General features: G+C 64.4%; 15 protein-coding genes, 1 pseudogene and 1 CRISPR repeat array. Of the genes and pseudogenes, 6 read left to right on the top strand and 10 right to left on the bottom strand.

From position 1 onward, the window contains the following. Nucleotides 1-8 precede the first annotated feature (8 nt). The 5 genes from ACPDIX_RS13770 (at nucleotide 9) to ACPDIX_RS13750 (ending at nucleotide 9,056) form a co-directional block, all read left to right on the top strand. Nucleotides 9-2,432, top strand: a complete 2,424-nt coding sequence (locus ACPDIX_RS13770) for a DUF3536 domain-containing protein (protein ID WP_423432377.1) — start codon at nucleotides 9-11, stop codon at nucleotides 2,430-2,432. A gap of 4 nt (nucleotides 2,433-2,436) precedes the next feature. After that, nucleotides 2,437-4,947: a malto-oligosyltrehalose synthase gene (treY, locus tag ACPDIX_RS13765; RefSeq protein WP_423432376.1), complete on the top strand. Its 2,511-nt coding sequence runs from the start codon at nucleotides 2,437-2,439 to the stop codon at nucleotides 4,945-4,947. Further along, nucleotides 4,944-6,674, top strand: coding sequence for a malto-oligosyltrehalose trehalohydrolase (treZ, locus tag ACPDIX_RS13760; RefSeq protein ID WP_423432375.1), 1,731 nt, complete (start codon nucleotides 4,944-4,946; stop codon nucleotides 6,672-6,674). The genes treY and treZ overlap by 4 nt, the downstream gene beginning before the upstream one ends. A 304-nt stretch (nucleotides 6,675-6,978) precedes the next feature. Next, nucleotides 6,979-8,292 (top strand): 4Fe-4S dicluster domain-containing protein, encoded by a 1,314-nt coding sequence (locus tag ACPDIX_RS13755; protein WP_423432374.1) that lies wholly within the window; start codon nucleotides 6,979-6,981, stop codon nucleotides 8,290-8,292. A gap of 221 nt (nucleotides 8,293-8,513) precedes the next feature. Next, nucleotides 8,514-9,056, top strand: a complete 543-nt coding sequence (locus tag ACPDIX_RS13750; RefSeq protein WP_423432401.1) for a BMC domain-containing protein — start codon at nucleotides 8,514-8,516, stop codon at nucleotides 9,054-9,056. A 305-nt stretch (nucleotides 9,057-9,361) separates the two neighbouring features. On the opposite strand, the gene ACPDIX_RS13745 is transcribed toward ACPDIX_RS13750, so the two are convergent. The 7 genes and pseudogenes from ACPDIX_RS13745 to ACPDIX_RS13715 form a co-directional block, all read right to left on the bottom strand. Next, nucleotides 9,362-10,831, bottom strand: coding sequence for a glycosyltransferase (locus tag ACPDIX_RS13745; protein WP_423432373.1), 1,470 nt, complete (start codon nucleotides 10,829-10,831; stop codon nucleotides 9,362-9,364). Between the two features lie 182 nt (nucleotides 10,832-11,013). After that, nucleotides 11,014-11,295: a lactonase family protein gene (locus ACPDIX_RS13740; RefSeq protein ID WP_423432372.1), complete on the bottom strand. Its 282-nt coding sequence runs from the start codon at nucleotides 11,293-11,295 to the stop codon at nucleotides 11,014-11,016. 62 nt (nucleotides 11,296-11,357) lie between these two features. Beyond that, nucleotides 11,358-12,161: pseudogene (locus ACPDIX_RS13735) on the bottom strand (lactonase family protein); the annotation flags it as partial. A gap of 968 nt (nucleotides 12,162-13,129) precedes the next feature. Beyond that, nucleotides 13,130-13,339 carry a hypothetical protein gene (locus ACPDIX_RS13730; protein ID WP_423432371.1) on the bottom strand — a complete coding sequence of 70 codons (210 nt, stop codon included), beginning with the start codon at nucleotides 13,337-13,339 and terminating at the stop codon, nucleotides 13,130-13,132. A 737-nt stretch (nucleotides 13,340-14,076) separates the two neighbouring features. Next, nucleotides 14,077-17,616: direct repeats of the CRISPR family, unit length 36 nt; unit sequence GCTTCAATGGGGCCGCGCTCTTTCGAGCGCGGAAAC. Nucleotides 17,617-17,839: 223 nt separating this feature from the next. Beyond that, nucleotides 17,840-19,705 carry a CRISPR-associated endonuclease Cas4g/Cas1g gene (gene cas4g/cas1g / locus ACPDIX_RS13725; protein ID WP_423432370.1) on the bottom strand — a complete coding sequence of 622 codons (1,866 nt, stop codon included), beginning with the start codon at nucleotides 19,703-19,705 and terminating at the stop codon, nucleotides 17,840-17,842. An 87-nt stretch (nucleotides 19,706-19,792) separates the two neighbouring features. Further along, a complete protein-coding gene (gene cas2 / locus ACPDIX_RS13720; protein WP_423432369.1) occupies nucleotides 19,793-20,083 on the bottom strand; it encodes a CRISPR-associated endonuclease Cas2 in 291 nt (96 codons plus the stop codon). 418 nt (nucleotides 20,084-20,501) lie between these two features. Next, on the bottom strand, nucleotides 20,502-20,714 hold the full coding sequence (locus tag ACPDIX_RS13715) for a hypothetical protein (RefSeq protein WP_423432368.1): 213 nt from the start codon (nucleotides 20,712-20,714) through the stop codon (nucleotides 20,502-20,504). Nucleotides 20,715-21,290: 576 nt separating this feature from the next. Between ACPDIX_RS13715 and ACPDIX_RS13710 the strand changes: the two genes are divergently transcribed. Next, entirely contained in the window at nucleotides 21,291-21,449 is a 159-nt protein-coding gene (locus ACPDIX_RS13710; RefSeq protein ID WP_423432367.1) for a hypothetical protein, read from the top strand. A 91-nt stretch (nucleotides 21,450-21,540) separates the two neighbouring features. On the opposite strand, the gene ACPDIX_RS13705 is transcribed toward ACPDIX_RS13710, so the two are convergent. Genes ACPDIX_RS13705 through cas7g form a run of 3 tightly spaced genes read right to left on the bottom strand, consistent with a single transcriptional unit; the run spans nucleotide 21,541 to nucleotide 24,308 of the window. Further along, nucleotides 21,541-21,741: a hypothetical protein gene (locus ACPDIX_RS13705; protein ID WP_423432366.1), complete on the bottom strand. Its 201-nt coding sequence runs from the start codon at nucleotides 21,739-21,741 to the stop codon at nucleotides 21,541-21,543. A gap of 14 nt (nucleotides 21,742-21,755) precedes the next feature. Beyond that, the gene (csb2, locus tag ACPDIX_RS13700) at nucleotides 21,756-23,315 is read right to left on the bottom strand and encodes a type I-G CRISPR-associated protein Csb2 (RefSeq protein ID WP_423432365.1); all 1,560 of its coding nucleotides are present in this window, start codon (nucleotides 23,313-23,315) and stop codon (nucleotides 21,756-21,758) included. Between the two features lie 9 nt (nucleotides 23,316-23,324). Continuing rightward, on the bottom strand, nucleotides 23,325-24,308 hold the full coding sequence (gene cas7g, locus ACPDIX_RS13695) for a type I-G CRISPR-associated RAMP protein Csb1/Cas7g (protein ID WP_423432364.1): 984 nt from the start codon (nucleotides 24,306-24,308) through the stop codon (nucleotides 23,325-23,327). Between the last annotated feature and the right edge of the window lie 240 nt (nucleotides 24,309-24,548).

Genomic DNA, 24,548 nt, shown 5'->3' with positions numbered 1-24,548 from the left:
GTTTTCATATGGATCGTTACCTTTGCATTCACGGCCATTTCTATCAGCCGCCGCGGGAAAATCCCTGGCTGGAAGCGGTGGAACTCCAGGATTCCGCCTATCCCTATCACGATTGGAACGAGCGGATCACCGCCGAATGTTATGCCCCCAACACCACCGCACGCGTATTGGATGGTGAGGGCCGAATCGTGGATATCGTCAACAATTTCGAGCGCATCAGTTTCAATTTTGGCCCCCCCCTGCTGGCCTGGATGAAGGACAATGCCCCCGATATCCTGGCCGCCGTGGTGGCCGCGGACCATCAAAGCCGCAGCCGCTACGCCGGACACGGTTCCGCCCTGGCCCAGGCCTACAACCACATGATCCTGCCGCTGGCCAATCGGAGGGACAAGGTCACCCAGGTCCGTTGGGGGATCCGCGCTTTCGAATACTACTTCGGTCGCAAGCCCGAGGGACTCTGGTTGCCCGAATGCGCCGTGGACACGGAGAGCCTGGAAGTGCTGGCGGAACACGGGATCACCTTCACCATTCTCTCGCCGTTCCAGGCCGCGCGGGTCCGCCCCATCGGCACCTCCGATTGGCGGGACGTCAGCGGCGGACGCATCGATCCCTCGCAGGCATATCTGGCGCGGCTACCGTCCGGACGCAGCATCGCTCTTTTCTTCTATGACGCACCAGTGTCCAAGGCCGTCGCATTCGAACGGCTGCTCAACGACGGGTTGGTCTTCGCCGAGCGACTCATGGACGGCTTCGACCACAGCCGCGGGCATCCACAACTCATGCACATCGCCACCGACGGAGAGTCCTACGGACACCACCATCGCTTCGGTGAAATGGCCCTGGCCTACGCCCTTCGCCATATCGAGGAAAACGGACTGGCGCGATTGACCAATTACGCCGAGTTCCTCGAAAAACACCCGCCCACCCACGAGGTCCAGATCCATGAGCCCAGCGCCTGGAGTTGTCCACACGGGGTGCGGCGATGGTACGCCGACTGTGGCTGCAACAGCGGGGGCCGACCCGGCTGGCGACAACATTGGCGGCAGCCCCTGCGCGAGGCGTTGGATTGGTTGCGCGACCGTCTGACACCGGCCTACGAGCAGCGCGCGGCCGAGTTCTTTGCCGACCCCTGGCAGGCCCGGGACGCCTACATCGACGTCATCCTCGACCGTGCGGAGGAGCGGGTGAACCGATTCATGGAACAACAGGCCCGCCGCGCGCTCACCGGCGAGGAGCAGGTCACCTGCCTGCGCCTGCTGGAGTTGCAGCGCCATGCCATGTTGATGTACACGAGCTGCGGATGGTTCTTCGACGAGATCTCCGGCTTGGAAACTGTGCAGATCCTGCAGTACGCCGGGCGCGTCGTCCAACTGGCACAAAACGTGTTCGGCGAGGACCTGGAACCGGAGTTTCTGGCCAGACTCGAGAAGGCCCCCAGCAACATCCGGGAACACCGGAACGGCCGCGTGGTGTACGAGAAGTTCGTCAAACCCGCCATCGTCGACCGGGAGAAGCTCGGCGCCCATTTCGCCGTCAGTTCGCTTTTCGAGGACTACCCGGATCGCGCCAGGATCTACGCCTACACCTTCGAACAAGAAGACCGCCATGTGCTCACCGCCGGGCGGGCGCGGCTGGTGATGGGTCGGACCCGGGTGATCTTCGAGACGACACGGGCCGCCGATCGCATCAGTTATGCCGCCCTGCACCTCGGCGATCACAACGTCAATTGTGGCGTGCGCGAGTACCAGGGCGACGACGCCTACGCACAACTGCTCCGGGAACTGGGAGAGGCCTTCGGCCGGGCCGATTTCCCCGAGGTCATCCGGCTGATGGACCGGCACTTCGGCGAATCGAATTACTCCCTGAAGAACCTGTTCCGGGACGAACAGCGCAAGGTCCTCCAACAAATCCTGGCCAGCACCGCCCAGAACATCGAAACCCACTACCGCCAGATCCTCGATCAGTACATGCCCCTCATCCGGTTCCTCAAAACCATTGGCGCCCGCCTGCCCGCCCCGCTCCAAAACACCGCCGATTACATCCTGGCCTGCGAGCTCAGACGACAGTTCGAAGCCGACGACGCCGATCCTCAGCAGATCCGCATCCTCCTGGACAACGGCGAAAGCCTCAACATCGAACAACACGGAGAGGCCCTCGGCTACGCCATCAAGGCCCAGCTGGACCGGCAGCTCGAGCGGTTGACCCGGAACCCGGAGGATCTGAACCGCCTGGCACGCACCGCCGACCTGGCCGAACTGGTCCACCGAATGGGCGTGGAGGTCAATTTGTGGAAAACCCAGAATCTCTATTTTCACCTGTTGAAAGAGGTCGCGCCCGGTTGGGAGGACAAGGCCGCCCGGGGCGATCCCGCCGCTCAACAGTGGCGGGAACATTTCCGGCGACTGGGTGAACAGTTGGGGTTCAAGGTTTGACCACATGAGCGGACAAGCCCCTTCGGCTCCGGAACGGGTGGTGCCGCGCGCCACCTACCGCCTCCAGCTCCATGGCCAATTCACCCTGCCCGACGCCCTCCGCCGCGTCCCCTATCTCCATGCCCTGGGCATCAGTCACCTTTACGTTTCGCCCCTCACGAGCGCCTGCCCCGGCAGCACCCACGGCTATGACGTGTGCGATCCCACACGGCTCAATCCCGAACTCGGCACGGAAGAGGACCTGGCTGCACTGGTGGCGGAACTGCGGCGGAGGGGCATGGGACTGGTCGTGGACATCGTGCCCAACCACATGGGTATCTGTGGCCCCCACAACCCTTGGTGGTGGGATCTGTTGAAGCACGGACCCGCAAGCCGTTTTGCCCGGTATTTCGACGTCGAGTGGGAGGCGCCCATCCCGGACTGCCGGGGACGTGTTCTGTTGCCCGTGCTCGGCGATCTCTACGGCCGTGTGCTTGCGCGCGGGGAGGTCAAACTCGTGCGAGAATCGGGTGAAATAAGGGTTGCTTATCATCAGCACCGCTTTCCCCTGGACCCGGAAACCCTGCCGGACACGGCGGATCTGGATGACCCGGCTCTGGCCGCATTGTCCGCCGATCCCGAGGCACTCCATGCCCTGCTCGAACGCCAGCATTACTCCCTGGCCTGGTGGCGCCGGGGGCTGCGCGAGCTGAATTACCGCCGGTTTTTCGACATCGCAAGCCTCGCCGGCGTGCGTGTCGAGGATCCGGAGGTTTTCGAGGCGGGTCACACCCTCATCCGCCGCTGGTACGAAAAGGGATGGATCGACGGATTGCGCGTGGATCATCCGGATGGTTTGCGCGATCCCACTGCCTACTTCCAACGGCTGCGCGCCCTTGCGCCCGGGGCATGGATCGTGGCGGAAAAGATTCTGCAGCCGGACGAAACCCTGCCGGAAGACTGGCCGGTGGACGGTACCACCGGTTATGAATTCATCCGACGCGTCACAGGACTCTTCGTGGATCCTTCCGGCGAAGGGCCGTTGACCGATTTCTACGCCCGGTTTACCGGCGAACCGGCCGAGTTTGCCCGCGTGCTCGAACAGAGCAAACGTCTCGTGCTGGACGACCTGCTGGTGACCGAGATGAACCGCCTGGTGCGTCTGCTGCAGGATCTGACCGAACGGCACTGGCGCCTCCGCGATCTCTCTGCGGAAGACCTTCGAACCGGCCTCACGGAGTTGATTTGCCAGTTGCCGGTGTATCGCACCTACGTTCAGCCCTCCCGGGAAAAGGTGGCGCCGCATGACGAGACCATGCTGGCCTGTGCTTTCGAGAACGCCCGCCGCCGGCACCCGGCGTTGCCCGCCGAGGTTTTCGACCTGCTGGAGCAGGTGCTGCGGCTGCGCATTTCCGGCCCGGTCGAGGAGGAATTCCTCCTGCGCTTCCAGCAACTGACCGGACCCGCCATGGCCAAGGGCGCGGAAGATACCGCCTGTTATCGCTTCAACCGCCTCATTGCCCTCAACACGGTCGGAGGCGATCCCGCCCGTTTCGGCCTTTCCCCCGAAACGTTCCTTCACGAATGCCGCGAAAGCGCAAAACGCTGGCCGCATTCCATGCTGGCCACCTCCACACACGACACCAAGCGTGCCGGCGACGTCCGCATCCGCATCTGCCTGCTCTCCGAGATCCCCGACCGGTGGGAACAGGCCGTGCGTACGTGGTCGGCCATGAACGAGAAATACCGCCTCAACGGCTGGCCGGATCGCAACCTCGAGTACTTCTATTACCAGACACTCTTCGGGGCCTGGCCCATCTCCGCGGATCGGGCACGGACAGTCATGGTCAAGGCCGCGCGCGAGGCCAAACAGCATACCTCATGGCTGCAACCGAACACCGCCTACGAGCAGGCACTGGAACATTTCGTGTGTGCCACGCTGGCTGACACGGAATTCCTCGCCGCTTTCGAAGCGTTCTTGCAGCCCATCCTCGAGGCCTGGCACATCCATGCCCTGGGCCAGACCCTTTTGAAACTGACCGCCCCCGGCGTGCCGGATTTCTACCAGGGGGACGAGCTGTGGGAACTCAGCCTGGTCGACCCGGACAACCGCAGGCCGGTCGACTTTGACCTCCGCGAGCGCATGCTGCAGGAGATGACATCCGTGACCGTCGAAGAAATCTGGCGCCGCCGGAAAGAGGGATGGCCCAAACTGTGGGTTATCCAGCGAACCTTGCAACTGCGCAAGGAACATCCCGATGCGTTCCGCGGCGACGCCGCCTGCGACCTCGCCGAGGTCCGGGGCAGCAAAGCCGCGCATGTCCTGGCTCTCCTGCGCGGCCAGCGAATCGCCGCTGTCGTGCCCCGCCTGGTCCTGCGCCGGGGAGGCGATTGGGGTGATACCACCGTCAGCCTGCCCGAGGGCCGCTGGACCAACTTTTTCACCGGCACAACCCTCGCCGGCGGCACACGGCCCGTTCAGGAATGGCTCGGTCCTTTCCCCGTGGCCCTTTGGTTGCGCAAGGATTCCGCATGAAACAAACGTTCCGTGTCTGGGCAATTCTCCCGAAGCGCGTGGAGTTGGTGCTGGCGGACCGACGCCTGCCCATGACCCCAGGCCCCGACGGTTGGTGGGAGACCATGGTTGACGTTGCTCCGGGCACCGATTACGGGTTCCTCCTCGACGGCGAGGGACCGTTTCCGGATCCGCGCTCGCCCTGGCAGCCCCACGGGGTGCATGGCCTCTCCCGTGTCGTGGACCACGGCGCCTTCGCCTGGTCGGATCATGATTTCCGACCGCCGCCGCTGGCCTCGGGCCTCGTCTACGAGTTGCACGTGGGCACATTCACTCCCGAGGGAACGTTCGACTCCGCCATCGGCCGCCTCGACCACCTCGTCGAACTGGGCGTGACCCACGTGGAATTGATGCCCGTGAACGAGTTCTCCGGCGAACGGGGTTGGGGATACGACGGCGTGGACCTTTTTGCCCCTCACCATAGCTACGGAGGGCCAGACGGACTCAAGCGCTTCGTCAACGCGTGCCATGCCCGTGGCCTGGCCGTCCTTTTGGACGTGGTGTACAACCACCTGGGACCCTCCGGCAACTATCTGGGACGTTTTTCCCCCTATTTCAATGACCGATATCACACGCCCTGGGGCCCCGCCGTCAATTTCGACGGCCCCTACAGCGACGAGGTCCGGCGGTTTTTCTGTGACAATGCCCTCATGTGGCTGCGCGACTACCATTTCGACGGGCTCCGCCTCGACGCCGTCCACGCCATTTTCGATCAAAGTGCACGTCCGTTTCTCGAACAGCTCGCCGACGAGGTCCGCGAGCTCTCGCGCACCCGTGGCCGGCCGCTCCTCCTCATCCCGGAGAGCGACCTGAACGATCCCCGCCTGCTTTGGCCGCGGGAACGCGGAGGTTTCGCCCACGACGCGCAGTGGAGCGATGATTTCCACCATGCCCTCCACGCCCTGCTCACCGGTGAACGCAAGGGATACTATGCCGACTTCGGCACCTTGGCGCACCTCGCCAAGGCCCTGCGCCAGGCCTACGTGTACGACGGTTGCTATTCCCACTATCGAAAGCGATCCCACGGCCGTAAACCCGAGGGCCTCGACGGATCCCGGTTCCTGGGCTACGCGCAGAACCATGATCAGGTGGGGAATCGGGCCCGCGGCGAGCGGCTCTCCCAGCTGCTCAATCAACGGCGCCTCAAAATCGCCGCTGCCCTGGTGCTGACCTCGCCTTTCGTGCCCCTGCTGTTCCAGGGTGAGGAATGGGCCGCCTCCAGCCCTTTTCTCTACTTCACGGATCACCGTAAACCCGAGCTGGCCCGGGCCGTCCGGGAGGGCCGCCGCCGGGAGTTCGCCGCGTTTGGTTGGAAACCCGAGGAGATTCCCGATCCACAGGACCCCGACACCTTCGCCTGGTCGAAATTGGATTGGTCCGAGATCCACCGGGAAGGGCATGCGGACTTGTTGGCTTGGCATCGGCAGTTGATCCGGCTGCGCCGATCCGAGCGCGCCCTGCATGCGGGCCCTCTGGACTCGGTACAGGTGGTGTTCGACGAGACGGAACAATGGCTCTCGTTTACGCGGCCGCCCTTCGGCATCGCCGTGAACCTCGGCGCTTCTGCCCGGGTGGTCCCGCTCCCCATGCGGGCTCGCACCCTTGTCCTGGCGTCCGACCCTGCCGTGGCCTTGCGGGACGGCGGTGTATGGCTGCCGCCGGATAGCGTCGCGATTCTCAAGGCCTGAGCGGTTCAGACCCGGAACCCGCCGCGGCTCCGGTTGCTGGGGCGGTTCGCTCCGACAGGTCCGGGCCTCGAACCGCTGCCGGGGAATCTGAACACCGACACGTTCGATCGCCTGCGATCCTCCGGGTACGTCCTGTCCATCGCCACCGGCCCCGGGGTGGCACGGGCCGAGCCGCACCCGCTCTTTGCACGACCGCGCACCCCAGAGCTGCCTCCGTGCCTTCCGGCGCACAGGATGGCCGTGAGGAATTCCTTTGAGATTGGCAGATTCGAGCCGTGGGCGCACACTGCTCCGGCGTGGGAAAATGAACCTGGCGGAACAGGTCCACCGGGCGGGCGTCATGGGTGCCGGCGGTGCCGGTTTCCCCACCCACGGCAAACTCTCCGGCCGTGCGGAGATCGTCATCGCCAACGGGGCCGAGTGCGAGCCGCTCCTTCACAAGGACGCTGCCATCATGAAAAACCACGCCGCAGCCCTGGTACGCGGCGTGCAGCGAGCCATGGAAGCCGTGGGCGCGTCGGAGGTCGTCATTGCCTTCAAGGCAGAGCGGGTCCGGGCCGTCGAGGCCGTGCAGGCAGCCTGCCGGGGTACCGCGATCCGCATGCACCTGTTGGGCGATTACTATCCCGCCGGTGATGAATACGACCTCGTTTACACCGTAACCGGGCGGCTCATCCCGTCGCGTGGGATTCCCCTGAACGTGGGGGTCCTGGTCAGCAACGTCGAGGCCTTTGTCAATGTGGCCGCCGCAGCAGACGGCCGGCCCGTCACGCACAAAACCCTGACAATCGCCAGCGCGGTGAGGAATCCGGTGACCTTGCGGGTGCCGATCGGAACCCCCTACCGTGATTGCATCGCGGCCGCGGAAGGCTTGCTCACCGACGAACCCGTCCTGGTTATCGGCGGGCTGATGATGGGGCAGGTCACCGACGATCTCGACACTCCCGTCACCAAAACCGCTACCGGCGTCGTGATCCTGCCACGGTCTCATCCCGTCATCCGCCGCAAGCTCATGCCCGACAACCTGCGTGCACGCATCGGCAGGTCGGCCTGTGACCAGTGCCGCTATTGCGCCGAGTACTGCCCGCGCTACCTCCTCGGTTATGCGGTGGAACCCCACCAGGTCATGCGCACGCTCGCTTTCACTGCCAGCGGGGCGGAGCTGTTAAGCCGGTGGGCCGCGCTCTGCTGCGCCTGCGGATTGTGCACCTTGTACGCCTGTCCGGAAGAACTCTACCCCAAGGAAGCTTGTGACGAGGCCAGGGCCTATCTACGCCGCGCCGGCATTCCATGGACCGGATCCACCCGGGTCAGACCTCATCCCATGCGCGAACGTCGACGAGTCCCGATCCGGTCTCTAATCCGCAGGCTCCATGTCACGGAGTTCGATCGGCCGGCACCGCTGCGCGACGTTACTCTCTCTCCCGCCCGGCTCACGCTGCCCCTCCGGCAAAGCGCCGGCGCGCCGTGCATACCCCGGGTTCGCACCGGCCAACGCGCGCACGCCGGCCAGGTCATCGGCCTGCCGCCCGAGGGAACGCTGGGAGCCCAGTTGCACGCGCCGGTGCATGCCACGGTCCGCACCGTTACCGATCAAGAAATCCTACCGGAGCCATGATCGGGATCGTCCCTCTCCTCCGAGCTTTTCCGCCACGGTCCCGGCAGGTCCCGGGAATCGGAGACCGGCACCCCGTGCTCTCTTTCGTGCACCGGGACAGGGGAATCTTCGTGCATGAAACCATCGAATTCCCGAACCCCGACCGTCCAGCGTCCCGGGAACCTGATTCGGACGCAATGCGCTCTCTTGCGCACCGGAGATTCTGAACCCATGGCGGAGACATCCATCGGCCGGATCGAACTTTCCAGCGTGGCGGCAATGGCTTTGCCGTTGCCGACACCGTTCTCAAAGGAGGCAACGCACGGCTCCTCCTCTCACGGTCCATCTGTTCGGACAAGTACATGATCCTCGTGGGCGGGGACACGGCAGCCGTGGAGGCGGCCGTGGCGGCGGGCGCCGAAGCGGCCGACGGTTGCCTGATCGACATCGTCACACTGCCCAACCCCCATCCGGACGTCTTCCTCGCCCTGGGCCGGATGCAACCGGTCGAACCGACCGGCGCCTTGGGAATCCTGGAATCGTTCAACGTGGCTGCCCTCGTCCGGGCCGCCGACGCGGCGGCCAAGGCGGCTGCCGTCCGATTGCTGGAGATCTGTATGGCCATGGCCCTCGGCGGCAAAGCGTTTTGTACCATGACCGGGGACGTGGCGTCGGTTCGAACAGCCATTGAGGCGGGACGAACCGTTCTGAGCGAGGCAGGCGTGTTGGTCAACGCGGTCGTTATCTCACGGCCTCATCCGGACGTCTACAGTGAAATCGCGTAGTCACGGATCCACCGGTATGGGCGCCCCTTCGCGCGCAGGCAGCGTCACCCTGACCCTCATTGCCGGGACCGACCCCGAGGCCGCAGCGCTGGGCGACCCACCCCCAGGAGTCCTTGGAAACGCCCTCGCCCGCCCGGCCTTACTCGAATCTGCCGCGGTTCCTCAGAGCCCCTCACGAATCGGCGTTCGGGCATTGGCCCGCTTGGAGGAACCTGCCTCCGCGGCCGGCGGGCGGAGAGGAGACGGGGGCCCCGCGGGAAACCCCGGCGGAGGTTTCACGCACGGCGACCGGCGTGAAAGCCGGGTTATTTGCGGGTCACCCTCGTCCAGAGCCTCAGCCAGCGGCTCAACTGGGCAAAGACCAGAAACTCGTTGTACACGCGCAGTTGGGCATTGCGGCCCCAGCGTTCCAATGCCGGGGGCTGCTGCATCATGTCATCCAGCACGGCAGCGATTTCGTCGGGATTGGTCGGTTCGCTCACCATCCGACCGTCCACACCATCCCGCACCTGCTGGCGCAGTCCGCACGCCGAGCTTGCCAGCACCGGCACCCCTTTCCACATGGCTTCCGTGACGGTGAGACCAAATCCCTCCCGGAGGGAATTCTGCACCACGACCACCGAGGAGCGCTGGAGTGCATTCACGATGAGGGCATTGAGCTTCCGCGAATCCATCGGCAGGCTCAGGATCACAATGTCCCGGTGGCACTCCGGCGGCAGTTCGCGATATCGGGCACACAATTCCTCCAGCACCTCAACCCCCTCCGGATCGTCCTGGATGGAGTCCGGATCCGGACCCGCCAGCACCAGTCGCACGATCTCACGCCTTCGAGTGTGCCGCATCTGGCGTTGGTTCGCCGCGGAAGGGCGGCATTGTTTGAAGCGCAAAAAGCCCTCCATCAAGGGAGCAAAACCTTTCAGGCTATCCCAACGGGACACCTGCGTCACAATGGGCCGGTAAAGCAACCCGATCTCGTCCGGTTCGGTCGCCGGTCCGAACCGGCCGTCTGCCTGAAGCCTTCGCGCCGGTGTGGGGAATGGTGCCGTCAACACCGGCGCATGCGTCCCTGCCAGCCCGGCATTGCAAAGAATCCCCACCAATTTGTGCGGGTGCAGGACGCGGTTCTTGTGGCTCAGCGGATCGATGGCCGGATGGATCACCGTGGCTCGACCCGCCAGAAAATCCGGGATGTACTCCGGCGCCGAAAACACCACGTGATCGTACACCTCCGCATGGGGCCGCAGGAATTGCCACGCCGCCCGGGTCGCTTCGTTGTGCTCGTCCAGCCCAATGTGGCAGCGCCATATCGCCTTGATTGGCAACTCGCGTCGCAACAGGCAACCGGCCCCCAGCGGCTGGGGATCGTGAACCACCAGGATGTCGTTCGGTCGCAGCAGCTCGCGAAGCCGGTCTGCATTCTCCCGACTCACCGCGTCATACAACGCCCGTGCTTCGGCATCCAGACGCGGCGTCCCCTCTCCGTGAATCAGATTGTGAATGTGCTTGGTGAGTTTGAAGAACTCCGGACGGTCCGATTCGATCACCGCCCAGTTCACCTCCAGGCCCAGTTCGCGCAACAGTTGCACCTGCGTGGGCAACATTTCCGCCACACCCCCGCCCTGCGCGGTGGAGTTCACCATCAACACGCGCCGGCTCTGCAGCCGCGGTACGAGCGTCCGCGCCTCCGCCCGCAAATCCTCCACAGCGCGCGCCAAATGCGCAAATGAGGCGTAGTCATCCAGCGACAGCGTTTTCTTGACCTCGACCAGTTTCATCGCCTTCCTCCGTTCCAGATCCCGTTCTTTACTCCCTCCCACGAGCCACCCCGTCCGGCAGCCCCGGCCGTCCGTTTTGCCCGGCGCATGGGAGAAACCGTTCGTCTGCCGCTCCTCTCGCCGCTCTTCGGCGTCCCTGCAGGCCGGCCGCAGGGACTTGCGCACCAGCGGTCCCTCATGGTTCAGCGGTCGTTGCCCCTTGCAAATACCGCACAAACCGGGCTGGATACCCGGATGGAATGTCCCCTGTACAAAAGTCGCCCCGTCCGGGCATCCACGCGAAACACCACGACCGTGTCGCTGTCCTGATGGGCCACCGAACACCAGCGCCCGTCCGGATCCAGGGCAAAATGCCGGGGTCTGCGTCGCCGCGTGTTCTCCTGTCCCAGCAACCCAATCCGACCGGACTCCGGATCCACGCGAAACATCGCAATCGAATCATGGCCGCGGTTCGATACGTACACTCACTTCCCGGACGGATGCACCGCCAGCTCGGCCGTCGTGTTCGTGGAGTGGTCGACCCCGGTGACAGCGTGGAAAGCGTTTGCAACGGATTCAACCGGCCCGACCTCCCGTCCCACCGGCAGGCGGTCAGCGTCGAATCCAGCTCGTTGACCACGTACGCGTACCGTCCATTCGGGTGAAAAGCCAAATGCCGCGGTCCGGAGCCCGGAGCCGTCGCCAGAACCGACACCGGTGCCTCCTCCAGCGCGCCACGCCACAGCCGCCACCGGTAAACCCGGACCTGGTCCGGCCCCAAATCGCATACCAACACATACCGGCCCTCCGGACTCGGCAGGCTCTGATGAGCATGCGGCCCGCGCTGCCGCTCCGGGTGAACCCCGGAACCCGTGTGACGGATCAACTGCCTGGGATCGCCCGGCCGCCCCTGCCTGTCCACTGGCAACACCGCCACACTCCCGCTCCCGTAATTCGCCACGAACAACCAACGCCCACGCGCATCCGTGGAAACGTGGCAAGGGCTGTCCCCGCCCGATAACCGTTGTCCCAAAGGGCGCAACGATCCTGCCCGCTCGTCCACGGCAAACCCGGCCACCCGGCCACCGCTGCCCCGGCCATCACCAGTCTCGCTCACCGCGTAGAGAAAGCGACCGTTCCGAGCCAAGCTCAGAAAACTCGGTGCGGCAGCTCCGCGCAAAGCTGCGGCGGCGTGAGCCGGCCCCGGATGCCGTCGAAACGCGATACGTAAATCCCCCGGCTTCCGCTGCCCGTGTACGTGCCCCAGAAAACCCACCCATCCCACTCCCACCGCCCGCCCGGCTGCGAGACCCAGTATACACACCCACAAAGCCACGCGAGGCCCGTGCATGCCCCGAAAAAACACGAATTCCCCGCCATGGCAAGTCCGTCCGGACCCACGGATGGCAGGCCCATCCTCTCAAATCCTGCCTGCCTCCGCTGCCACCCCCTGATGGGGCTTTCGGCTCCGGCCTCGAGCCGGGATCGAGGAAACCTTGCTGTCCGGACCCTCCGACTACCGACACCACCGAAGCTGCTGCATGGCCGGCCGCCTGCAGGCCGGATGGATTTGTCGTGCCACCGCTCGCACCGACAGGCCCGCGCTGAACACTCGAACCCGCGGCTCGGGCAGTACCTTGAATGGGAACGGCGCCAGTGCAGCGGCGGCAATCGCACTTGCAGGCTCACCGGTCCGGCCCGGGCCGCGCCGGATGTCCGCACTCTGCGGAGCGCGGATATCCATCAATTCAACCGGCGCAGTCCGCCCACGCTTTGTGGACTTGCCCTCGCGGACGTTGTGATGTCCACGACCTTCCCTGAAAAAGTGGCCGGGTCGACCAATGAACCCGCCGGTTGACCGCCCCCGCCCGGTGGGCCATCGGGAAGCGCCGCACTTTCCCATCCAAGGGATCCATGGCGACGGTCAGCCCCACTCTCGACGATGGTAAAGAGGCCTTTCGGCGCGGCATCCCGTTGCGCCCCTCCGAGCCCGCCACCCGGGCCCCCGACGTGCAGGGCGAGTTCGGATCGATCCCTCGTCGATCGGCCATTCGCGCCAACCGGTCCCCGGTTATCCCGCCCCGGAAACCGCCCGCCGGAACGCCCCATGCATGCACGCGGAAAAAAACCGCCCTTCTTTTCACGTGGCACGCGGGGCCACCCTGGTCGGCCCTGCAGCCGGCTTGGCGCCGGACGAGGCCCGGGCATGCACCCGGACGAGCTCGAGCTCCGAGCCGGGCAGCTGTATGAGCAGAGCCCGGCTGGTGACGCATGCGCCCTGCGCGCGGCCATGCATGCCACGGCGTCATCCCTTCGGCACTACTGGCGCGTGCTGGAATCCATGACCCAGTCCAACCAGGCAATGAACAGGGCGGCCGGCAGGAGCCAAGGCCAGATGGCGAAGCCCGGGCCAGCCACAAACAGGCTGACCATGGCAACCATCATGCCCAACACCACCATCAACAGCCCCATGCCCGCGGAGTAAAACGAATGGAAACGCCGCTCAAGATCCTCACGCGCGTGGCGCACGGGAACCCCGGCAGCAATTGGACAGTATCGGCCGGGCCATAGGCGACCAGAAACCCACCGTGTGTGAGCGCAACGCCGGTCCGGCCAACAAGACGTCAGCAGGCCAGCAACCTGCACCATGGCGGCCACATCCATCGGCGAGCCGTAACCATGCAAATCCGTGCCCACGGCGCAGACGGCCTGCTGGCAGGCCGCTCTGGTGTGTACCGGCCATGGGCCGTTTCGCCCTGTCTCCGACATAAACGACAGCCCGGCGCAGCCTCATGCCGGCGCTGCACAGATGGCGTGCCGGTCCTTTCATCCTTACCGGCCTGCTCAGGGCGGTGACACGATAAATGATCCCTGGGCAGGCCCCGGGATCCCCGTGTGGGCTCCTGTGCCAAGGGACATCCTCTGCAGCCACCCACCGGGCGCGGAACTGTGGTTTGGCATCGCCGCGATCATCGGTTTCCTCGTAGACGGCTCGGCGTGCGAGCTCGGCAAACCTTCCGCAAGGTCGAGACCTTCGGGCTGACGATACTGAATCGGCTTCTGGGTGTGATCCTCCGGACACGAGCCGCGTGGGCGCAGCTCCTGCACATGCAGGGCGCCAACGGTGCCAACGAATCTTGGCTGCGCATATTGGGCGATGGCCGGGCAGATGCTGCAGACGGATCCGCCGAAGACACCCCCGAAACCTCAACCGGTACAGTTGCAAAAACCGCCTCCTGTTTCCCGTACATCGCAGGCTTCGCACGACATCAATGGGGCCGCGCTCTTTCGAGCGCGGAGACGCAGGAGGAGATCCGCAAGGCACAAGAAGAGGAACAGCTTCAATGGGGCCGCGCTCTTTCGAGCGCGGAGACCAAGTGGGGCCCTGAACCCGCGCCAGAAGCCAAAATGGCTTCAATGGGGCCGCGCTCTTTCGAGCGCGGAGACTCAGCCACTCTGACAACCGTGTCGTTTACCGCCCCCACGCTTCAATGGGGCCGCGCTCTTTCGAGCGCGGAGACGCGTGGGAGCCCGGCGCGCCAGGTGGCCACCTACCGGCTTCAATGGGGCCGCGCTCTTTCGAGCGCGGAGACATAAACGTCAAGGACTTCGGCGCGAAGGGCGATGGAGGCTTCAATGGGGCCGCGCTCTTTCGAGCGCGGAGACAGGACGGAGTTTCCGCTTTGTTCAGTGCCCACATTGTGCTTCAATGGGGCCGCGCTCTTTCGAGCGCGGAGACGCACGACTATTTTGGCGGGATCCTGCAGGCGCTTCATGCTTCAATGGGGCCGCGCTCTTTCGAGCGCGGAAACGTTGAGAGCGCGAACAATTTCTTCAGAAGTGCCTCTGGCTTCAATGGGGCCGCGCTCTTTCGAGCGCGGAAACGACATCGTCCGGCTCGCCGTGGACCAATTGATCGGCGCTTCAATGGGGCCGCGCTCTTTCGAGCGCGGAAACTCTCCGCAACCGGACGCAGGTTCCCGGTCTGGTCAAGCTTCAATGGGGCCGCGCTCTTTCGAGCGCGGAGACTATCGCGGCGGCCGAGCGATAGGCCCTTGGTGCGTCCGCTTCAATGGGGCCGCGCTCTTTCGAGCGCGGAAACAGACATGGGTGTCCGCGGCGGCCCTGGCGCGGGTCAAGCTTCAATGGGGCCGCGCTCTTTCGAGCGCGGAAACCCAGAGGCTTGGCTCCGGCGGCCAGGAACCACAATACCGCTTCAATGGGGCCGCGCTCTTTCGAGCGCGGAAACAAGAAACGCCTCCGGGTCCTCGGTTTTGATCGGTGGCTTCAATGGGGCCGCGCTCTTTCGAGCGCGGAAACGCGCGCCCCATGCGCGCCGGTAGAGAGGCAGTGTATGCTTCAATGGGGCCGCGCTCTTTCGAGCGCGGAAACTCGGCCCATCGCCATCAGTCCTCGATGCCGAGAGTGTCGCTTCAATGGGGCCGCGCTCTTTCGAGCGCGGAAACTTCCCGGCTCAAACCATTCAGGACGGGCGCCATGCTGCTTCAATGGGGCCGCGCTCTTTCGAGCGCGGAAACCCGGAGGGGGCCGCGGAGCGATGGGTTAGAGCGACGAGCTTCAATGGGGCCGCGCTCTTTCGAGCGCGGAAACATGCATGTTCGGTGCGGCCAAGGGCGACGCGTCTGCTGGCTTCAATGGGGCCGCGCTCTTTCGAGCGCGGAAACATGCATGTTCGGTGCGGCCAAGGGCGACGCGTCTGCTGGCTTCAATGGGGCCGCGCTCTTTCGAGCGCGGAAACCGAAACACATCGATTCGACCTGTAGGAAGCCTCAGTGCTTCAATGGGGCCGCGCTCTTTCGAGCGCGGAAACGTAGGCGAGCGGCCCCGGCCAGGTTGGCCAGTACCATGGCTTCAATGGGGCCGCGCTCTTTCGAGCGCGGAAACCGGTTGTCCAGGCATGGGGCCGTGGCACGGCCGGACTGCTTCAATGGGGCCGCGCTCTTTCGAGCGCGGAAACAGCGAAATGACTAAACGCAACCGCGCCGGCGTTTAGCGCTTCAATGGGGCCGCGCTCTTTCGAGCGCGGAAACAGCGAAATGACTAAACGCAACCGCGCCGGCGTTTAGCGCTTCAATGGGGCCGCGCTCTTTCGAGCGCGGAAACTTGCGGGGGTGGAACCCCGCGAGCGCGTCGAAGTGGCTTCAATGGGGCCGCGCTCTTTCGAGCGCGGAAACGGGTGTCTTCACCCACGCGCATCCACAATTCACCGGCAGCTTCAATGGGGCCGCGCTCTTTCGAGCGCGGAAACGAGATGCAGATCGTGAACAAGTTACGGCACAAGTTGCTTCAATGGGGCCGCGCTCTTTCGAGCGCGGAGACGTTGTGCGTGCCGGTGCCGTCGTCCGCCTGGGAACGGGCTTCAATGGGGCCGCGCTCTTTCGAGCGCGGAGACGGGTTCAGCGTGGAGAATGCCGACTATCTTTTGGTAGCGCTTCAATGGGGCCGCGCTCTTTCGAGCGCGGAGACAGCTTCGTGTCCGGATCGTCGGGTTGTCTGGCCATCTGCTTCAATGGGGCCGCGCTCTTTCGAGCGCGGAGACGCGACATCGAGCGCGCGCTCATCCATCTCTGGTATGAGCTTCAATGGGGCCGCGCTCTTTCGAGCGCGGAGACCCGGGCGGGTGAGATGCCCGCGTAGGTGTATGGACCCGCTTCAATGGGGCCGCGCTCTTTCGAGCGCGGAAACGAGCTGGAAATGAACTCCATCACGAAAACTGATAAAACGCTTCAATGGGGCCGCGCTCTTTCGAGCGCGGAAACCTGCTCGTACCAATTGCGTATGTCACGGGCGGAATCGCTTCAATGGGGCCGCGCTCTTTCGAGCGCGGAAACCCCCCCGTGATCACCACCATCGCAACATGCGATTTGGGCTTCAATGGGGCCGCGCTCTTTCGAGCGCGGAAACCTATATGTTGGGGGTTGCGCCTGGTGGGGGTGGGTAGGCTTCAATGGGGCCGCGCTCTTTCGAGCGCGGAAACAACAAATCAACGGCTTCCTCTCTCGTGATTTGCAACATGCTTCAATGGGGCCGCGCTCTTTCGAGCGCGGAAACAGCGAATGGCAATCGGGTTGACATCCACACCCCAACCTGCTTCAATGGGGCCGCGCTCTTTCGAGCGCGGAAACAGATGCCATCTGCCGTCGTTACAAACACAGCCTTTGCGCTTCAATGGGGCCGCGCTCTTTCGAGCGCGGAAACGCACCATTGGAGCTCACAAGCTCGCCGGACGTCGAACGCTTCAATGGGGCCGCGCTCTTTCGAGCGCGGAAACCGGCTGAATTGGCTTATAGATGGACATGTCCGCCAGCTCGCTTCAATGGGGCCGCGCTCTTTCGAGCGCGGAAACTGTAGTCAGTGTCGGCCGTGTCGCTCGGATTGGAGCCGCTTCAATGGGGCCGCGCTCTTTCGAGCGCGGAAACGCCAAACAAACGCCCGCTCCATCATCGCCAGGCTCCTGCTTCAATGGGGCCGCGCTCTTTCGAGCGCGGAAACTTGATCATCGGGACGGTGCGGTGGGGCGATGCCTTGCGGCTTCAATGGGGCCGCGCTCTTTCGAGCGCGGAAACGGGCGCAGTGCCGCGGCCCGTGCCCTCATAACGGCTGCTTCAATGGGGCCGCGCTCTTTCGAGCGCGGAAACGCAACGCGCGACGGTGGCTCAAGGTGAACGCGGCCGGCTTCAATGGGGCCGCGCTCTTTCGAGCGCGGAAACCGGCCTGGCGCGCTCCTCGATGCCAGGCTTGTCATCCGCGCTTCAATGGGGCCGCGCTCTTTCGAGCGCGGAAACAGCGCTCGTACAAGTGTCTGGTTGTCAAAGAGCTAGTCAAGCGTTTACGAGACCTGCCGCCGAGGAAAGCCCAGAACGGCGCCTGACGTGCAACGCGCAATGCAAGTGGCTGCGCCGCAGGTCATTCTGCGGCGCGAGCGCCTCCCGGGGTTCCGACGCCACCTCGCTGCTCGCATCTGGATCAGATTGTGAGCAAGGTGCTCTTGGGGTCAAGGTTGCGAGGTCATCGAGTGACGAAGGCTGTGTACTGCGGGATCTCGCCGTTGATGTAGCGGGCAAGGAGGCGGGTTTGAATCTCGAGCATGCGACGGTAGCTGACCCGGTAATCGAAGTGGGGGTGGGTGGCCAGCGTGTCCATTCGCTGCTCGTAGGCGCGCAAGAAGCGTTTGCGTCCCTCGGGCTTCAGGGCAACGGAGGGTCCCACCTGTACGAAATCGTCGGGCGTGATCATGCGGTTGTTGATTGCGATCAGGACGGCGCTGTCTGCGATAATGGGGCGAAACGGTTCCATGAGGTCAAGAGCAAGTGCCGCGCGACCGAAGCGCGGCTGGTGATAAAAGCCGATGTACGGATCAAACCCCACGGTCCACGCGGTGATGGTGAGGTCTTTTGCAAGCAGGGAGTAAGCCAGCGACAGGAGCGCATTGACGGGGTCTCGAGGGGGACGGCGGTTGCGGTGAGTGAAGTGAAAGGTGAAGGGGAGGGAGCCCTTTCCGGCATTTTCCCACAGCTCGTCGGTCTTGAGCATCCCGGAAAAGTGGGCGAAGTAGAGGTGGCCTGCCATACCCTCGACGCCCCGCAGGGTCTCCAGAGAATCGGCGGTTCGCGCCTGTTGAGCCAGGCTTTTGAGTGCCGACAGCACGTGCCGGGGAGGCTCGATGTGATTGCGCTGGAGCAGGGTTCGCTGGTTTTGGATTTTACCGGAGACGAGTGCGCGGGCGATTTTGAGACAGGCCCACGGTACGTCCGCGAGTCGAAACTGGTTGCGGCGCAGGAAGACGTTTTTCAGGCTGTGGCCCCGGGTTAGACCGTAAAACCATCCGCCCATGGAAAACCAGGCTATGGGGATGTCTTCCTGGCAGAGGGACTGGATGGCTTGGGTGGTGATCTGAATGTTTCCGAAGATGTTGACCTGATTCACGTCCATGAGCCGGATCTCTTCGACGACCTGGTCCTTGTCGCGAACCTGCAGGACACCGCCGGAGATACCGACGCGGAGCCCCTGGGTGTTGAGGTAGAGCGGTTTTTCGTCGTCGCGAGCGGGGACGAGTCGGCGGACCGGCGGTAGCGGTGTGTCGTCGGTCTGTTCCGGGAAGAGCGTAAGTTGGACGGCTGCCGGCGGTTCGGGCAGTGCGGACAGATCCAAACGAGCCGTGATCCAGGTTTCGTCCGGGAGGCAGATGCCGACCAGTGAACAGCGGGGGCATTTGGGGCTGTTGAAGAGGGGCGGGGGGATCTGGCGCCGTGCAGCGAGGGCACGAGCGCGGCGGGCAAGCTCGAGAGTTTGGCGGACGAGGTCTTCCGTGATGGGGAGGCGAACCCGCTGGCGGGTGCTGCAGTAGTAGACGATGCCCTCATCACAACGGTAGCCGTTCTCCCGGAGGATGATGGCCTGGGCGGCGAGTTGGACCCGATCCGTATCCCACAGTTCGGGTGCTCCGTCGCCCTGACGCGGAGCTCCGCGCTTGTAGTCCACCGGGCAGACGGCTCCGTTTTCGACTTCGACAAGATCGATCCGGGCGATGAGGCCGTGTTGTTCACTGCTGAGGGTGACGGAGCGCGCGTGAATGGTTTCGGCGGTCTGATCGGCGGTGGCCTCGGGTGCCGGCAGGGCGCCTGGACCCTTGTCCACGCGTCGGTGCAGGTGGGAGCCGTGGACCGTGTCGGCGTTGTCCGCCCACAATGCCTCGACCCATTCGTAGTAGAAGAGACGGGGGCAGTAAACGAACTCGTTGAGCATCCGGGCCGGCAGGAGATCGGGCACTTCACTTGCCGGGGCATCGGCGCCGGATGGCCCCTGGGAGCCGGCGTGGAGCGGCGCCGGGGGCTGGCTCTGCGGCTGCTGGCTGCTGTCTGGTGCGTTGGTCATATGTCTCAAAATAGGACCGGGCAGGTCGCTGCCGTGCGTCCCGATGTCACTTATCGGCAGAAAGCGGGAGCAGATTAAGTGTTGGTGTCAGACAATGTAGCAGGGTGCGTCCATGCGGACATAGGGCAGGCCCAGGGCGGTGATGACACGTTCTCCGCGGCCTTCGGCGGGTCCGAGGCAGACGAAAAGGACCTGGTCTTCTGAATGGTTGATGATCGCAGACAGCGCGGCTTCCAGCTCGGCTTTTTCCACCGGGTTGAGGTCGCACTCAAATACGGAATACTGCAAATGGTTCCCGTAGTCCTTGCAGGTTTTGAAGACCTGCCGGAGCCGCTTGTCATCGCAGATGTCGTAGCAAACGAGATAGGTCGTGCGCATCGCATCCCCTCCGCCGCACTGATGGTGCAGCGGTGCCTGTTGGCAAGCAGCAGCTGCAGTGCCAGAGCGTGAATCAGAGTGAAGATTCGTTTGCAGCAGTTGTACTGCCCGTTTGCATGCAAGTGGCCCAACGGCCGGGACTCGCAAGCAGATGCACTGGATGCTTGTGGTCGTGGTTCACAGGGCGACAGGGCTCTGTGGACCGGACAGAGTGTGACCCCTGTGGCACAGTGTTTGCCGGTGAGAACGACCGGACTTGGCAGGGCAAAACAGCTCAGGGGTCGCTGGTCGCCCGCTTTTCACGCGGCCGGGGAGGCACGGTGCGGGGGCAAGCCTGCCGGAGTCTCCCAGAAGCCGCCAAGCATCCCAGGGGGGCCCTGCGTGAGAGGCCCTTCCTCTGCTCGGGACGGCCCGTTCGCTACGGAGGTACTGTGGGGGCAGGTGGGATGCGGCCGGTGCTGCCGATGCCCTGGCCAGCCGGGCGCCACGAGGCGGATGCCTCGAGGGCGCGATAGAGCCGTGCGAGGGTGTCCTCCCGGCTTTCTTCACCGATGCGACGGCGGGCCTTGACTAATAGGTCGAGGGCCAGGGCCTTGGTCACGAGGGGGGTCCGCTCAGGGACCTGTTCCATGAAGGGGCCGCAGGATGGACTTCCAGCCGGGAGGAGGATGCCACCGAGGCGGGGGCAACGGAGTGGCCCAGGGTGGATTCGAGGTTGCAAGCATGGTTCCCCGGTCCGCGCAGGGCGTTCAGGGTCCGTTCATACTGAAACCGGTCCCGGTGGGCGAGGGCGTGAGCCACCAGTCCGGCCGAGAAGGGTTCGCGTTCCGGGCCGGATCGGTTGAGCGCTTCAAGGCGGTTTCAAGGACATCGGCCGCGGTGCTAAAGCGCGGGAGCGGAGCAACCTCAGGGTGGTCCCCGAGACGGGCAATTCGGAAGCATCGGCGCGATTCTGCCAATGGACGACCTTACCGGTGCCGGAAACGACGATGTTCACGCCGTACTTGGTGCGTTTGGTGCCGGCGCCGTGGGCGCAAGGCAGGGTGAACGGGCCGCCACGAGGGCGGGAGCTGCGCTCATGGCCTTGGTGCCGCCGGTGAAGTCGGCGATGACCTCGGGGTCCGGGTGATTGCGGCGCCGGGAGGCGACACGATCGTCGAGGGAGCGTGGTGGCGAAGCCGGTGTCGTTCCGAACATCGGGCACAAGATGGAGATCGTGGTGGCCGGCGTCGAACTCGGGCCGGCCGTTGGTCTGGACGTTGGGGACGATGGCGCCGGGAACAGAGTCGCGGGTTTGAGGGGTGACGATGAAGACGACGCGGGCCGGGCGCCAGTGAAACAGGCTGGCACCGAGCGGCTCTGGTGAGCCGCCAACGGCGGCGGCCAAAGAGGCTGGAAGGGTTCATGCCGGTGGGAAGGGAACGGCAAGTCCGAACGCCAAGTGAAACCACCCGGCGTCATTGGGAGCAGAGGGCCTGGGAGGTGTCCGGTGCAAGCAGTTCCTCCATGGGCAAGGCGCGGCCCGGGCCACCGCGGCCCGGCACACCGTTGGGCTTGTCGATGGGCTTGAGCTCAGCCAGTTCCCGGCCGAGTCGCTGCAGGATTCCGAGCAGGCGGGGCGGGACGAGGCGTAGCAGGGGGTGCGGCCCGGCTTTCATGGGTGACAGTGCTCTCAAGCGTGCGAAACCGGCACAAACAAACCCAGTCCAAAATGGGCGGCGTAGCCGAAGGCGAGAGGGCCGGTGATGGGCTCTGGAAACGTGAGTTCGAAGGCGACCGGGATCGCATGGACGGCGCGGCGTCCGCCGCCGTGGTAGCGGCGGGTCTGGAATTGAATGGGCCGCAGGCGCCGGGAGTGGATCGCGATGTGGGACAATCGTTCGATCCGCGTTGGAAGGGGCAAACCAGACTCTGCGATGAGCCGGCGGAGGTCGTGCTCGGGCGAGCCAATCCACCAGCCGTCGGCATCGAGTTTGGGCCGGCCGTCCCGGTGGGTCTTGGGATGGCGCGTGGGCACAAAGGGCGTAACGGACCGCCACACCGCAGCGGGACCGAAAAGACGGCAGTCCTCGAAAGTGTTTTGATCACCGAACCCCAGTAGAACCAGTTTAAGGTCGTGGCCGCCATGGCCCCAAACCTTTTGAAGGGATTCGATGGCCCGACGTGAAGGGGCATCGAAGCCCTGGCGGGCGTACAAAGTGACATGCGTGATCGTGTCGCGCGGGCCGTTGGACTCGCAAAAGATATGGACGTGACGGTGTCCTTCCATCGGTTGTCCGGCCGGGTCGCGGCCGGAAAGAACCGGCGGTGGCGGACCGTTGTCCTTGAACCGGGCGAGCAAGGCTTGGTGGATGCGTTCGGCCACGGAGACCGCGTCCGTGATTCTCGGCAGCACGGCACTGGAGAGAGCGAAGCGAGCCACCGTGAGCTTCGAGCCCCGGCAGGGCAAGCGGCTGCGGGGAGCCACCGCGAAGCAGTTCGAGGGTCGGACGTAGTCCACCCACCGGGCGCCGGGCGGCACGGTCCAGCCGGCCTTTTGCAGGTCGGCGGTTTCGAGATGCAGCGCATCAAACAGGTCTTGCGGCATGGCCGGAGAGGTGGCGTTTCTCCGTCGGCCCTGCCTGCGAGGCCTGGCGTCGTCCGGGGCTGAGGCGGCTTGCTGCTGGGAGCGCCATGCGAGGTAGGCGTCGGGCGTTTGGGGGCAGAGCAGGCGGATGAGCTCGTGGCCCTCGGGGATTGGTTCATTGGCCCGCAACGGCCGGGCATTCGGAACTTCTGACGCTTGCTCCGCGTTCACGCGCACTTCGACCAGAGACTCGGCGCGGCCGAAATAGCCCAGGTCACGGCAGAGTCGACTGAGCGCATGGTTCAGATCGTCATCCAAGTCCAGTTGCCAGGCGACGACCAACGGCCCGTCAACGTGGACAAAGGTGTCGAACACCTTGGTCGTCTCTTTCTTGCGGCCCTCGATGATCGGCATGTAGTGGCGGGTATGACCGGTGGAAGCGCGTGGCAGTGCGAACTCTGGCAAGGATGACGCAAGACTGTCGATGAGCCGGCGCATGACCGGCTCGGTAATGGCGTCTCTGGCCTTCAGGTGCCACGTTGCCACCAGTGCGCGCAGGATGCGCCAGGGCGAGGGCGGCCATTCGACGGCGCCTTCATTGACATGGCGGCCCCATGGCGTTGCATGGAGGCGGCCTGCCGGGAATCGGATTTCGAGCGCAACCATGTTCGCGACTCATTCGGTTTCGGCTTCTGCGTTCGCTTTCTGGGCTTTGCCGGCCGATTCGTAGACCACCGTGGTCTTGGGGGGATCGGCAAAGCGGTTGGCGACCTTTTTGATCAGGCCGGGGAGTTCCTTTTCGACCTCATCGAGTGCCGGCAGCGCGAAGCCTTTGGGACGCTTGACGACGAGGTCGCCGTCGAGCTCGAGGTCACATGCGGTGCGCAAGCGGAGGCCGTCGCGCAGGAAACGGAGGATTTTGAACAGTGCGAGGGCGATCAGGAGCTGTTCCACGTCCCGGCCGAGCCCGTAGCCGCGGATCAGTGCCAGATCGAGCGAGAAGTAGGCGGTGATGTCGCCACAGAATTCTTCGCGGTGGAAGGGCACATTACCGAAGCCCCTGGAGGTGTCGCCGGTGGGATCGACGATGTCGTTCTTGACCCCGCCGCTGGGTGCGGTGGTGACGTGGCGCGCCTCGATGAACGCTGTGAGGGCGCGCGGTAGCCGCATACGCCCTCCTGCGATGTCGGACTTCGCAAGGAACACACCATGAAGCAGGGCGTTGACGTCGTATTTGAGCAACACCTCGGCCAGCAGGCGGATGTTGACGGGCGCCAGATCCTCCACGGCCAGCTCACGCTTGAGCTTTTCGAGAAAGGACTTGTCTTTGCCTTCGAGAATGTAAGGGCTGTTGAGCCGGTGGGCTTCCAGCACGGAGTTGGTGATGGGTTTGCCGTTCTTGTCGGTGACCATCACGCAAGGCAATCCCCGGAGAGGCTTGACCCAGTCATTGGCCACCGTATCCCAGCAAACCGTTTCGAGACGGTTGGCCATGCTCTGGGCGGACTCGACCAGAAGCATGTCGGTGCCATCGGGCAGTTTGTAAAGGGCCGGCCCCAGGTCGGGAAAACCGGTGGGCTGGAAGCGTGTGCCGGCGATGGGCTTGAGTCTGGCTTCGATCAGGAGACGCGGTGAGTTGTTGAGCGCTTCAAGGTTCATGTTTGTTCCACGGTTGAAGGTTCGGTTTTCAGGACGAGCTTGCGCAGCCGGGCGAAATCGCCCGGGGCAAGCGGAAAGAGCAGAGCGGCCGCGCAACGCCGAGCCACGGAGCCGCCGATCGGAACGAGATCCAGGGCGGGATGCTGTTCGGAGGCACGGAGACGTCGGGCGGCGAGTTGGGAAGCCTGGAGACCGTCACCATGGGCGGCATGACGGTGGATCATCGGGGTCAGCGGAATC

It is taken from the genome of Limisphaera sp. 4302-co (genome assembly GCF_049537155.1).
In the GTDB taxonomy this organism is placed as follows: domain Bacteria; phylum Verrucomicrobiota; class Verrucomicrobiia; order Limisphaerales; family Limisphaeraceae; genus Limisphaera.
The sequence above is the reverse complement of the archived record's forward strand: the minus strand, read 5'-3'. Positions and strand labels throughout refer to the sequence as shown.

Bases quoted from the DNA above. Each gene is read 5' to 3' on its own strand.
- ACPDIX_RS13770 (WP_423432377.1), top strand. From the start codon at position 9: ATGGATCGTTACCTTTGCATTCACGGCCATTTCTATCAGCCGCCGCGG.
- treY (WP_423432376.1), top strand. From the start codon at position 2,437: ATGAGCGGACAAGCCCCTTCGGCTCCGGAACGGGTGGTGCCGCGCGCC.
- treZ (WP_423432375.1), top strand. From the start codon at position 4,944: ATGAAACAAACGTTCCGTGTCTGGGCAATTCTCCCGAAGCGCGTGGAG.
- ACPDIX_RS13755 (WP_423432374.1), top strand. From the start codon at position 6,979: ATGAACCTGGCGGAACAGGTCCACCGGGCGGGCGTCATGGGTGCCGGC.
- ACPDIX_RS13745 (WP_423432373.1), bottom strand. From the start codon at position 10,831: ATGAAACTGGTCGAGGTCAAGAAAACGCTGTCGCTGGATGACTACGCC.
- cas4g/cas1g (WP_423432370.1), bottom strand. From the start codon at position 19,705: ATGACCAACGCACCAGACAGCAGCCAGCAGCCGCAGAGCCAGCCCCCG.
- cas2 (WP_423432369.1), bottom strand. From the start codon at position 20,083: ATGCGCACGACCTATCTCGTTTGCTACGACATCTGCGATGACAAGCGG.
- ACPDIX_RS13715 (WP_423432368.1), bottom strand. From the start codon at position 20,714: ATGGAACAGGTCCCTGAGCGGACCCCCCTCGTGACCAAGGCCCTGGCC.
- ACPDIX_RS13710 (WP_423432367.1), top strand. From the start codon at position 21,291: ATGGAGATCGTGGTGGCCGGCGTCGAACTCGGGCCGGCCGTTGGTCTG.
- ACPDIX_RS13705 (WP_423432366.1), bottom strand. From the start codon at position 21,741: ATGAAAGCCGGGCCGCACCCCCTGCTACGCCTCGTCCCGCCCCGCCTG.
- csb2 (WP_423432365.1), bottom strand. From the start codon at position 23,315: ATGGTTGCGCTCGAAATCCGATTCCCGGCAGGCCGCCTCCATGCAACG.
- cas7g (WP_423432364.1), bottom strand. From the start codon at position 24,308: ATGAACCTTGAAGCGCTCAACAACTCACCGCGTCTCCTGATCGAAGCC.